General features: G+C 46.9%; 11 protein-coding genes. 3 read left to right on the top strand and 8 right to left on the bottom strand.

The features are described 5' to 3' along the window. Positions 1-76: 76 nt before the first annotated feature. The 5 genes from AAIH57_RS11905 to tkt all read right to left on the bottom strand — a co-directional run bounded on the left by AAIH57_RS11905 (position 77) and on the right by tkt (position 5,529). Entirely contained in the window at positions 77-679 is a 603-nt protein-coding gene (locus tag AAIH57_RS11905) for a TetR/AcrR family transcriptional regulator (RefSeq protein WP_430021737.1), read from the bottom strand. Between the two features lie 5 nt (positions 680-684). Further along, the gene (locus tag AAIH57_RS11900; RefSeq protein WP_095289361.1) at positions 685-1,317 is read right to left on the bottom strand and encodes a YigZ family protein; all 633 of its coding nucleotides are present in this window, start codon (positions 1,315-1,317) and stop codon (positions 685-687) included. 168 nt (positions 1,318-1,485) lie between these two features. After that, a complete protein-coding gene (locus AAIH57_RS11895) occupies positions 1,486-2,841 on the bottom strand; it encodes a glucose-6-phosphate isomerase (protein WP_175398278.1) in 1,356 nt (451 codons plus the stop codon). Positions 2,842-3,023: 182 nt separating this feature from the next. Next, positions 3,024-3,341, bottom strand: coding sequence for a pyrimidine/purine nucleoside phosphorylase (locus AAIH57_RS11890; RefSeq protein ID WP_175398277.1), 318 nt, complete (start codon positions 3,339-3,341; stop codon positions 3,024-3,026). 145 nt (positions 3,342-3,486) lie between these two features. Continuing rightward, a complete protein-coding gene (gene tkt, locus AAIH57_RS11885) occupies positions 3,487-5,529 on the bottom strand; it encodes a transketolase (RefSeq protein ID WP_175398276.1) in 2,043 nt (680 codons plus the stop codon). A 433-nt stretch (positions 5,530-5,962) separates the two neighbouring features. On the opposite strand from tkt, the gene AAIH57_RS11880 reads away from it, so the two are divergent. Beyond that, positions 5,963-6,448 (top strand): hypothetical protein, encoded by a 486-nt coding sequence (locus AAIH57_RS11880; RefSeq protein WP_430021736.1) that lies wholly within the window; start codon positions 5,963-5,965, stop codon positions 6,446-6,448. A 77-nt stretch (positions 6,449-6,525) separates the two neighbouring features. On the opposite strand, the gene purU is transcribed toward AAIH57_RS11880, so the two are convergent. Next, entirely contained in the window at positions 6,526-7,419 is an 894-nt protein-coding gene (gene purU, locus AAIH57_RS11875; RefSeq protein ID WP_430021735.1) for a formyltetrahydrofolate deformylase, read from the bottom strand. A gap of 22 nt (positions 7,420-7,441) precedes the next feature. Beyond that, on the bottom strand, positions 7,442-8,569 hold the full coding sequence (locus tag AAIH57_RS11870; RefSeq protein ID WP_413034615.1) for a deoxyribonuclease IV: 1,128 nt from the start codon (positions 8,567-8,569) through the stop codon (positions 7,442-7,444). A gap of 167 nt (positions 8,570-8,736) precedes the next feature. Between AAIH57_RS11870 and AAIH57_RS11865 the strand changes: the two genes are divergently transcribed. After that, positions 8,737-9,207 carry a DUF2621 domain-containing protein gene (locus AAIH57_RS11865; protein ID WP_175398273.1) on the top strand — a complete coding sequence of 157 codons (471 nt, stop codon included), beginning with the start codon at positions 8,737-8,739 and terminating at the stop codon, positions 9,205-9,207. Positions 9,208-9,357: 150 nt separating this feature from the next. Further along, the gene (locus tag AAIH57_RS11860) at positions 9,358-10,269 is read left to right on the top strand and encodes a TIGR01777 family oxidoreductase (protein WP_430021734.1); all 912 of its coding nucleotides are present in this window, start codon (positions 9,358-9,360) and stop codon (positions 10,267-10,269) included. Here the strand turns inward: AAIH57_RS11860 and AAIH57_RS11855 are convergent. Further along, on the bottom strand, positions 10,258-12,042 hold the full coding sequence (locus AAIH57_RS11855) for a DUF6382 domain-containing protein (protein WP_430021733.1): 1,785 nt from the start codon (positions 12,040-12,042) through the stop codon (positions 10,258-10,260). The genes AAIH57_RS11860 and AAIH57_RS11855 overlap by 12 nt on opposite strands. Between the last annotated feature and the right edge of the window lie 68 nt (positions 12,043-12,110).

Genomic DNA, 12,110 nt, shown 5'->3' with positions numbered 1-12,110 from the left:
GCGAGACAACGTTATAAAGAATTAATGTTATGACAATTCACCGCCCTGAAGTATAGGAGTGCGACAAAAGCGCCTTTTATTGGACGCCAGGCTGGTGTTGTAGATTGCGGCATAGCACTTTGACATGAGATAGCGCCGACGGTTCAATCTCAGCAAACGTTACACGATCCTGAATATAATACGATATGAATCCATGCATGGACAAAAACAGCGTGCGCGGCACACATTGAATATCCTCAGCCGTACAGCCTTCTTCATTCATGTACTGCCTAACAATCGAAGCGAACAATTCAAAGCATCTTCCCTGCTCCGTACGACAATAGGACAACAACTCCTCGTCCCGAATCATGAACATAATCTCGTATTGATACGGATTCTCCAGACCGAAACGAATAAATTCCAGCATGATGTGCTCTACCTTGCTTATACCGCCCACGACTGGCCTGACCATCGCTTGCAGCAGCAAATGTCCCAGATGGTTAAAATCTTCTACCACGATGGCATAGAACAATTCTGCCTTTTCCTTAAAATGATAATACAGCGACCCATGACTATAGCCCAGATGCTGGCCGATGCTTCGCATCGAAATGGCGCGGTATCCTTTGGTAATAAAAAGATGCCTCGCCGCCTCCAGGATCCGCTCCCTCGACAACTCTTGTTCGACTGCTCTTCTAGCCATATATTTTATTCCCCTTCAATAAAATAAAGCCGCTGTCCCTCCGTGATCCGGGATTGCCCTTGCGTCAAATCCGTGATCCAGGCGATAAATGCCTCGGTTTCACTATCCGGCGGAAGACAAGTCAACGTAACCTTATCGGTGAATCCAGTTTCACCTGTACGGACTTCCCGGCTTCTTAATTCATTCTCCACTTTACCCAGCCATGTGTAATCCAGTTCTACAAACACTTCACGATGAAGCACTTTGGTAATGGCTTCTCCAGCTTCAATTGCTGCTACAGCGCCATCCGTATAGGCACGGATTAAACCGCCTGCTCCAAGCATGATTCCCCCAAAATAACGCGTAACCACAATAGCCACATTTTTAAGCTGCTGATTTTTGATGACTTCCAGAATGGGTTTCCCGGCAGTTCCGCTTGGCTCTCCATCATCGGATTGCTTCTGGATCTCATCTCTCTCCCCAATCATGTATGCGGAGCAATTATGAGTGGCATTCCAATGCTTCTTCTTGATTTCATCGATAAAAGCAACCGCCTCTTCTTCCGTTGTAACTGGCATAATATGACCAATAAATCGCGACTTCTTGATGACAATTTCCAGATTGCCCGGTCCTCGAACCGTGCGGTAACGTTCAAGCATTTCAATCCAACTTTCCGATTTAATCCATTTTACAAGAAAGCAGTTCCCCGCGCGGACGCGGATGAACTGCCTTGGTTTAAACATCCCGGGCACATTGCATTCTACCTCACAATGAAGCCCGGGTGTCATTACACACGCTTTATTTAACTATATGAGTCAAACCATGAATTATTCAGAAAGTCTCGCTTCAAGCGCTGCTTTCTCTTCTTCAAAGCCTGGTTTGCCCAGCAATGCGAACATATTTTTCTTATAAGCTTCTACCCCTGGTTGGTCAAATGGATTGACGCCCAGCAGATATCCGCTGATGCCACATGCTTTTTCAAAGAAGTATACCAGATATCCGAAAGAATATGGAGACATATCCGGAATATTCACAATCAGGTTTGGTACTTGACCATCTGTATGAGCAAGCAGAGTGCCCTGGAACGCTTTTTTGTTTACGAAATCCATCGTTTTGCCTTCAAGGAAGTTCAGACCATCCAGATCATCCGGGTCGGATTCGATCGAGATATGATCGGACACTTCAGCTACCTGAATGACCGTTTCAAAGATGTTCCGGCTGCCTTCCTGGATGAATTGACCCATGGAGTGCAAATCTGTTGAGAAGTCTACAGATGCAGGATAGATTCCTTTGAAATCTTTACCTTCGCTCTCTCCGTAAAGCTGTTTCCACCACTCGGATACAAAGTGCAGGGACGGCTCGTAGTTTACGAGAATCTCTGTGCCTTTACCTTTGCGATACAACGCGTTACGAACAGCTGCATATTGGTATGCTTCATTTTCAGCTACGTTCGGGTTGCTGTATTCCTTGGATGCATCAGCCGCACCTTGCATCATTTCTTCGATGCTGATGCCAGCTGTAGCGATCGGCAGCAAACCTACTGCTGTCAGAACAGAGTAACGTCCACCTACATCATCCGGAATAACGAAAGACTCATATCCTTCTTCGTTCGCCAGTTTTTTCAGTGCGCCGCGCTCTTTGTCCGTCGTAGCATAGATACGTTTGCGGGCTTCTTCTTTACCGTATTTTTTCTCCAGTGCTGCACGGAAGATACGGAAAGCAATGGCCGGCTCGGTTGTCGTACCCGATTTGGAGATCACGTTTACGGAGAAGTCTTTGCCTTCCACCAGATCCAGCAAATGAGTTACATACGTGGAGCTGATATTGTTTCCTGCAAAATAGATTTCAGGTGTTTTGCGTTTCTCTTTTGGCAGGTTGTTATAGAAAGAGTGTGTTAGCATTTCGATTGCTGCACGTGCACCCAGGTATGAACCACCGATACCGATAACGATCAGCACTTCGGAATCACTTTGGATTTTGGCAGCCGCTTTTTGAATACGGGAGAATTCTTCTTTGTCATAAGCGGTTGGCAGGTCAATCCAGCCCAGGTAGTCCGATCCTGTTCCTGTTCCGTTATGGAGCTGCTCGTGAGCCAAACGAATCGGTTCAGCGAAATAGTCCACTTCATGCTGGTTCACAAATTGCAAGGCAGTGCTGTAATCAAACTTCACTTTTTTTGCCATGATCTAAAAACCTCCTGATATCGGTAGCTTATTTTTCCGTTTTCCATTCAAACAACTTAGCATAAGAATACTTCAAATCCACGGGGCTGACAAGCTTGCAGCTTGAACTTTGTCACTTCAATTCCAGAAGCAAAAAGGGTAAACCAAATCCGCTGATTGCGGTTTTGGCTACCCTTCTTGTATTATTCCGCCGGGTACGAGCAGCAGTAGTCGGTAACGCTGCGTATCTCCAGTTTGAATTTGGATTCGGCAGGCACGTGGAACGTAGCTTGACCTTGAATCTCTTGCCACTCTTCTTCTCCGGGAAGCAATACTCTCAGATCACCGGACAGAATCTCCATAATTTCACGGGAATCCGTACCGAACTCATAGCTGCCTGGAAGCATGATGCCCAGAGTCACTTTGCTGCCATCCCCCAAAATAACCGTTCTGCTGGTTACCTGACCATCATAATAAATGTTGGCCTCTTTTACTACACTGACTTGATCAAACTGTGACATGCGTACCCGCTCCCCCTGAAGTTAATGAAAACAAAAGGCAAAACAGATCAGGATGAATACTCATCCTTTCTCTGCCGGAAATAACTTTGCTGCCATGAACAGGACAGATCACGCCATCCCATCCATAGCAGCGTTGTTCAAGCTATTACAGCAATGCTTTTACGCGGCTAACCACGTTATCAACTGTGAAGCCATACTCTTCGATAACACGGTCGCCAGGCGCTGATGCACCAAATGTGCTGATTCCGAGAATGTCGCCTTGATCGCCAACATATTTCTCCCAGCCCATTGGATAAGCCATTTCAATCGCCAGACGAGCTTTAACATCCGGAAGCAGGACGGATTCTTTGTAAGCTTTGTCCTGTTTCTCGAACAGATCCCAGCTCGGCATGCTGATTACACGAACCTGGATACCTTGTTCAGCCAGTGCAGCTTGAGCTTTGACAGCCAGTTGCACTTCGGAACCTGTAGCGATGATTTGTGCTACAGCTTTGCCGTCTTTTGCATCGGAAACAACATAAGCACCGCGTTTTACGTTCTCACGGGAGCCTTCTACTGTTCCTTCCAGGATCGGCAGGTTTTGACGAGTGAGTACCAGTGCAACCGGGTTGCTCTTGTTCTCAAGCGCATAAGCCCATGCTGCAGATGTTTCATTACCGTCAGCCGGACGGATGACCGTCAGGTTAGGAATGATACGCAGGGAAGCCAATTGCTCAATTGGTTCGTGCGTAGGACCATCTTCACCAACAGCGATACTATCGTGAGTCAATACGTATGTCACAGGCAGACCCATCAGGGAAGCCAGACGAACAGCCGGACGCAGGTAGTCGGTAAATACGAAGAATGTACCACCGAATACTTTCACACCGCTGTGCAGTGCCATACCGTTCATTGCACCCGCCATACCGAATTCACGGATACCGAAGTAGATGTTGCGGCCAGAATAATCTTCTGGAGTAAAGTTTCCAATGTTGTTCAGATGTGTCATTGTGGAGCTTTCCAAGTCAGCAGATCCACCAGTCAGATGAGGCACATTATGCGCCAGACCGTTCAGTGCGTTACCGGAAGCAACACGAGTGGAAAGTGCTTTGTCTGTTGCAGCATATTTAGGCAGGTCGCGGTCCCAACCTTCCGGAAGGTCACCGTTGATTGCTGTTTCGAACTGAGCTGCCAGCTCAGGGAATGCTTTTTTGTACTCGGCAAATTTCTCGTCCCAAGCTTTGTTTGCAGAGATACCACGGTCTTTGACTTGAGCAAAGTGATCGCGAACTTCAGCAGGTACGTGGAAATCTTCCTCGTAAACCCATTTGTAAAATTCTTTGGTCAATTTCGCTTCGTCTGCACCCAGTGGGGATCCGTGAGTACCGCCATGGCCGCCTTTACCTTGTTTGTTCGGGCTACCATAACCGATTACGGTTTTCACTTCGATCAGTGTAGGACGCAGCGTGTCCGCTTGACCTTCTTGAATTGCTTTTTCGATTGCAGGCAGATCGTTACCATCTTCTACACGCAATACTTGCCAGCCATAAGCTTCGAAGCGTTTTGCGATGCTCTCGGAAGAAGACAGATTCAATTCACCATCAAGGGTGATGTCATTGGAGTCAAACAACATGATCAGTTTACCCAGGTGCAGGCGTCCAGCCAGCGAAGCTGCTTCGTGGGATACACCTTCCATCAGGTCACCGTCACCACAGATTGCATAAGTGTAGTGGTCGATTACGTTGAACTTATCCTTGTTGTATGTCGCGCCCAGTTGAGCTTCAGCCATTGCCATACCTACAGCCATTGCAATCCCTTGACCCAGTGGGCCAGTCGTTGCGTCAACGCCAGCAGTATGTCCGAATTCCGGGTGACCCGGAGTTTTGCTTCCCCATTGGCGGAATTGTTTCAATTCTTCCATAGGAAGATCGTAGCCGCTCAGGTGCAGCAAGCTGTACAGCAACATGGAACCATGTCCTGCAGACAGCACAAAACGGTCCCGGTTAACCCAAGTTGGGTGGTCCGGGTTATGTGTCATCGTTTTTGCAAAAAGTTGGTAACCCATTGGAGCGGAGCCCATAGGCATTCCCGGGTGTCCAGATTTTGCTTTCTCGATTGCATCAATTGCCAGAGTACGTACAGTTGTGATCGACAGGTTGTCGATTGTGTTGTTCTCGTCCTTTTGAATCGCTTCGTTCTTGTCAGTCATGGTTTGTCCTCCTCATGTCTTTAGATAAGTCGGGTGCGCAAGCGAATCCCTCTCATCATACAAGCAAACCGTATATAACTTAAGTGAATCCGCTTGAATGTTTCATTTTGACTTATTCACTTTTGTATTGTATCACTTGGCGTGAAGCTTTTCCATAACCTTCTTTTAGAAGTTCCGGAAAATTCGGTTGTTTGTGGGTGAGACGGGCTTATTCCAGTGCTGAATAATATTGTTCTGCAGAGCATTTCGGCCCAGTTCCGACTTGGCAAGCCTCGCAAATCCATCGGAAGAAGTATAACCTTTAACCGGAAAACCATACACTTTCTAGAGCTCGAAGTTTTTTTCTGACAATATATCTGACAATATAATAGTCCTTCATCTGATTCGAAAACTCTATGTCTGTGTTACTTCAGGATAAAAGGAGGCTTGTCTCGTGCCGGAACATTATTCGCTGCAGCAAAAGTCGCTAAATCATCCATTACCCTGGATATCGGGGTCTTTAACAGGCGTGATTAGCGGCTTATTCCTTGGATTTTTTCTTAAAGCGATTCAGGCTTACACCGGCGAAAAGGTTTATACCCTGCTGCTGAATGTCGACTTTGTCCCCTGGCTTCCGCCAACATTACCTGAATGGATTGAATTCACCCTTCATCTTGGCGTTTCCATAATTATTGGCATCTTCTATTTTTGCTGGATTCAGCGTTCGGGACATCCGTTGCTTCGAGGAATTCTAATCGGTGCCGTTTCTTCTCTGCTGTATATACCTCTCTCCCAGTTATCCTCCCGTGTTCCCGGACTATTAGACTTCAGAGCGATATCTCTTTGGGTAATGGGACATCTCTTGTTTGGTATTCTCCTTGGTGTGTGCGGACGAATATGGAAACGGCAAAAAGGCGCCCCCCATTCGGCTAACGAGTAGGTAATCGCCTTTTCTCTTATATGCATAGCAGATTCGTGTAGTCCCGAATCAACCTTGCACAGTATTAAAGTGAAAGATTAAAATACAACGGTTTTATTCTCATGAACCAGAATGCGGTCTTCGACATGCCATTTCACCGCACGTGCAAGTACGACGCGTTCAATGGTACGCCCGATCCGTTTCAATTCGGTTACATCATCTCCATGACTTACACGCTGAACGTCCTGCTCAATAATCGGTCCGCCGTCCAGTTCCTCAGTCACATAATGAGCTGTTGCCCCAATAATTTTAACACCACGGTTGTATGCCTGGGCATACGGTTTGCCGCCAACAAATGCTGGCAGGAACGAATGATGGATGTTAATAATCCGGTTGCGGTAATGCTCAATAAACATCGGGGAAATAATCTGCATATAACGCGCAAGAATAATGACATCGATATCATTACCGATGACGTCCAGCTGACGCTGCTCCGCTTCCTTCTTCGTATCGGCAGTAACCGGAATATGATGATACGGAATACCGAAAGATTCAACGTAGTCCTTCATATCCAAATGATTGCTCACCACGAGAGCGATGTCAGCATCCAGGTCCCCTGCCTGCCATTGCCACAGCAATTCAACCAGACAGTGATCTTCCTTGGATACAAAGATAGCGAGTTTCTTCTTGCGGCTGACCGCAGAGAGAGACCACTCCATCTTGAATCGTTCTGCCACTTCCGCAAAATCAGATTCCAACTTGGCAAGGCTTGCTGTCAATTGTGGCAAATCGAATTCTATGCGCATGAAAAACATGCCCCCGGCCGGGTCCATAGTGTACTGGTCCGACTGGACAATGTTTGCACCATGCTGGTGCAAGAAATGGGATACTGCAGCAACAATTCCTGGACCGTCCGGACAGGAAATAAGCATCCGCGCCCGATCGGCGCGGTTTTTGGAATCAGGACGTGCTTGTTTAGCGTGAATCTCCATCGGGCTATTCTTCCTCCTTCAATTAGGCCGTGACCAGCAGTTCTTTTCCTGCAAGCCAGGCGATCAAGCGTTGATTCAGTTGCTCTTCGTTCAAATGCGGGAACAATGCGGCTTCCGCCACCAGATCATACAACCGCTCCAGCGGTTCACGCGGATCCGCTTTTTTGGCTTTGGCATCATTCTTGAGCAGTGTCCAAATATCGAGAATATAGGAACGGGAGTCGATCTCTTTTCCTTGGAAAAAGTGCTGCAGCTGTTCCACTTCCGTCAGGAATTCCGGACCAAATCGACCAGTCACATCTCCACGAAGCAATGCAATCTCTACTTCATACATTGGACGCTGTGTCTTGGCTTCCTTGCCAATCCAAGGTGTTTCCAGAATAAACGGACGTCCCTGAAGTGCCTCGTGGTGGACGATACGATTAATGGCTTCAAAACCAATCCAGCCCGATCCAATGGGTGTGTGGCGGTCCTTACGTGCACCTACAGGGTTCTTACTATCATTAATATGCATTACTGTGATGCGGTCAAGCCCTACCGTGCGATCAAATTGTTCAAGCACACCGTCCAGATCATTCACAATATCATAGCCTGCATCATGAATATGGCATGTGTCCATACATACGGCAAGGCGTTCGTTGTGTGTTACTTTCTCCATGATCTGTGCGATCTCTTCGAAGCTGCGGCCCATTTCGGTTCCTTTGCCAGCCATCGTTTCAAGCGCGATTTTGACATCGGTCTCTTTAACACCGTCGAGCACTTCATTCAATCCTTCGGCAATCCGTCCAATGCCATAATGAGCATCCTTGTCCGTAAAAGCGCCGGGATGCAGCACGATATTTTTGACGCCAATGGCATGTGTCCGGCGAATTTCTTCCTGAAGGAAGCTCACAGCCAGCTCATACGTGTTTTCTTTGTAAGAACCAAGGTTAATAATGTATGGCGCATGGACAACAATATCTTCCATTCCGCCCTCCTGCATGGCAAGCTTGCCTTCCTCAATATACATGGACTCAATAGGCTTGCGGCGCGTATTCTGCGGAGCACCTGTATATATCATAAACGAACTGGAACCGTACGAGGACGCTTCCTTCGTTGCACTCAATAATCCCTTGTCCGAAAAGGACACGTGGGAGCCGATTTTCAGCATCATTGATCCCCCTTTTTCTGAATTATCCCTTATTCTAACGCGATTATCGAAATAAATCTAGAAATGCGCTATAATTCGGGATACAGGCTATTTTTTACAGCTAATTTGGAACATGGTGGGCGGAATCCGTCTTTCCGTGAAAATCAATGAACCGAGGTGACTCCGCAATGATTTTCGAATCCTACGCTATGACGTTGGCCAGCAGTTCCCCCAGCAATTGGTTTATGAATACGATTGCATTCTGGACCTTTCTTTTGCTTGGCAGCATGTGTGTCGGCGGATTTTTTATGATGCGCAAGTTTTTGAAAGTGCTCCCAAAAGCAGACGGCAAGTCCAAACTGGATTGGCAAAATTATTGGGTGGAAACGAGCCGCCACTTATGGACGGATGAGGCCAAGGCTTTCCTGGATCAACTCGTAGAGCCCGTACCGGGACCGTTTCGCGATATCGCCAAACATTCCATTGCTGCAGAGATTGGTAAAATCGCTGTTGAAAACAAAGCAACCGAGGTGTCCAGAGATCATTGTATTAAAGGATACATTATAGCCACACCCAAGCGTGATAATAAGTTTCTGGTTAAATTTCTGGAGAAAAACAAAATTGATTATTCGCCTTACAAACATTTAATGAATAAATAAGGAAAATCCAAAACGTGGATGGAATAGTCCACTCATTGTCCAACACACAAGCTCCATCAGGTAAGTCATTCCCAGTCAGGCATTGCTTACCGCCGGGGCTGTTTGTTGATCCAATTTATGAAATATCATAATTACAGGGAGGGCAGAAACATGAAGATTGCCATTTGTGGAGGAACAGGATTTGTAGGAAGTGCACTTGTAGATTACTGGCTGCAAGCAGGACATCAGGTTCAGATTATTACTCGCAAACTGCCTGATCTTCATGATCCCGGCGAACGCCTTACATATATTAATTGGGAACAGTTAGAGGAGATGCCTCACTTACTGGAGGGTTTGGATGCGTTGGTCAACCTTGCAGGAGAAACACTGAATCAGCGCTGGACGACCAAAGCCAAGCTCGAGATTGTTGAATCCAGGGTAACGACTGTATCCAAGGTAGCCCGGCTGTTAGATAAGCTGGAACATAAACCGGAAGTTGTTGTTCAGGCATCAGCCATGGCCATCTACGGAACCTCCCAAACAGATACATTTGATGAGAGCTGTCCGCAAAAATCTATGAACTTTCCATCTCGTGTTGCTGAGCAATGGGAGATCGCTGCGGATGCCATCAACAATGTGAGACTTGTCAAAATTCGTGTAAGCCTGGTTCTTGGTCATAAAAGAGGAGCTTTTCCGTTAATGAAGCTGCCCTATATGCTTGGAGTAGGCGGCAGAATTGGAAGTGGCAAACAGTGGACGACCTGGATACACATATTGGATATTGTTAGGCTTATTGATTTTACGATTCATAATAAGGAAATCTCGGGTCCGGTGAACGCCTCCGCTCCGAATCCCGTGACCAATGACGAGTTTGGACGCACGGTTGGCAAAGTATATCACCGACCACACTGGTTCCCGGTCCCCGGATTCCTGATTAAAACCGTGGTTGGAGAACTCTCTGTTGTACTGCTTCAGGGGCAGCGTGTCATCCCTCAGAAGGCACTGGATTATGGTTTTCAATTCACCTTTCCAACCCTCACCGATGCCCTGGAAGATTTGAAACATCGCGGTTTATCCGACTGAACGATAGGTATAAACGGATTCGGCCAAAGTAAATGTGTCCCCATCTTCCAGTGGATATTCTTTATAAGGTGCCAGCGGTTTGCCCTGAAGAATGGTTCCATTCACGGAGCCAAGGTCCTTAATAACATAGCCGGATTTGTTCCGGCTCAGTTCCACATGAGCCCGGGACACACCCGTTGTCGCATCCACCCACTGAACCATCTCTGCCGATCTGCCTATCACAAAAGAAGCTCCACGTACATCCATCCGTTCATTCTGATCACCTGCTGCCGATCTGCGCTCCAGATAGAAGGCTGGAGATGCTGGAGATGTATCCTTCCCTGCTTCGACGGAGATACTTTGCAAATTTACGGTAGCCTCCGTTCCAAGATCGTTTTGGTTTAAATCAGCTGTTGATACAGCGGCATAATCGGAATATTGAGTCATGGGTACAAATTCTGATTCTGTATGTAACTGTTGAAAGCAGGAATTCAGAGTTGTACCTGCATACCCATGTTCAGGCGGATTGTTTTCTACCTTCGGATCAGAAGCATTCCAGCGCCAGCTTTCCTGATACATCCCCTCTGCTTCCTCTTCGTTTTTATATTTGTTTTTACCCGACCCCAGAAAAGTAGCTTGATCAATCTTCTTAAGCTGTACGGCTTTTGACAAGTTGAATTTCCCTTTAGTAACCCATGCCCAGCCTGCAACCGCAAGTAATGCAAGACTTAAAACGGTGGATATGATCATTGGTGTCTGCCCGGGCTGCTCCATGTATGCAAATCTCCAGACCAAGGCTATGCTGACCATGCAAATAAGGATGATATATGTCACTTTAGACGTTCCGGTCTTCGGATCCATTTCCATGTCTTCCTCATGAGGAATTCCGCTAGACTGGTGCAATGATGGATCTACGCTGCCTGCAAATGGTGGTGAAGCTTCCCTAGAGGGACGTGTATTTAGAAAGCTTGAGATTACCTTGTTACCTTTCACCTCTTCCTGTTCTGGTAAAGCGGCCGAGAGCTGACGAAGATTGGACTGTTCGTCCCGCATTGTTCCTTGCTCGATCTTTGAAAGGTCACTCTGCCTAAACGAACGTGGCACTTGAGGAAGAACATCCACTGGTTCAACGTGAGCAAGTCGTTCGTTTACACTCCCGTTTTCTCTTGTTTCAATGACACGTGATGACAGGAATGAAGAACTACCTGAGCCTTCTTGCTCATTCGCATATAGCTCCAGCAATAAATCGCGCAGTTGTCCAATATCCCACCGTTCGTTATCACATAATTGCAGGACTCGCTGAATTCCTTCCCCCTGCAATTCCTGCACATGAGCCATCAGTCTGATTACCAGCTCGCGGAATTGTCCCGGAGTCGAGTCTGCAGACGACGAGTCCTGGACAGGCACATAAACCATGCCCAGCTCTCCTTGCTCCAGTGATCCTTTTAAAAATATACTCTCCTCCTGCAGCATTAATTTACGAGGTTCCAGCATGTATTGACGGCATTCCGTGAAAGTATCTGCGAGTTGAAACAACAGACCGTACAGCACATGCAGCTGGATTTTGCCTGTTTTCAAAACCTGCGACAACATTTTATATCCGGAAATATCATACTGAAGACTGACATTCCGATCCATCTCACGTATGTGAAGAGGCAGCAACCGTGGAATATGATTGGAGGACATCATGCCAGTCTGTACACGGCTTAACTCGTCCATCCGCAGCCCTTCCGCTTTTTCCAAAACCATAAATGCGCCGCCGTTTCGAATAAAATCTTTCGTTAATCCATACATGCCAATCCTCTCTTTCCATTGATATTTTCTGCACTTTCCGTTAGGGTGTGTAATTCATATTTATATTC

Origin of the sequence: Paenibacillus sp. MABNR03 (assembly GCF_050455445.1) — a bacterium.
GTDB lineage: Bacteria > Bacillota > Bacilli > Paenibacillales > Paenibacillaceae > Paenibacillus > Paenibacillus xylanilyticus.
Note: the sequence above shows the minus strand (reverse complement) of the source record. Positions and strands in the feature narration are given on the sequence as shown.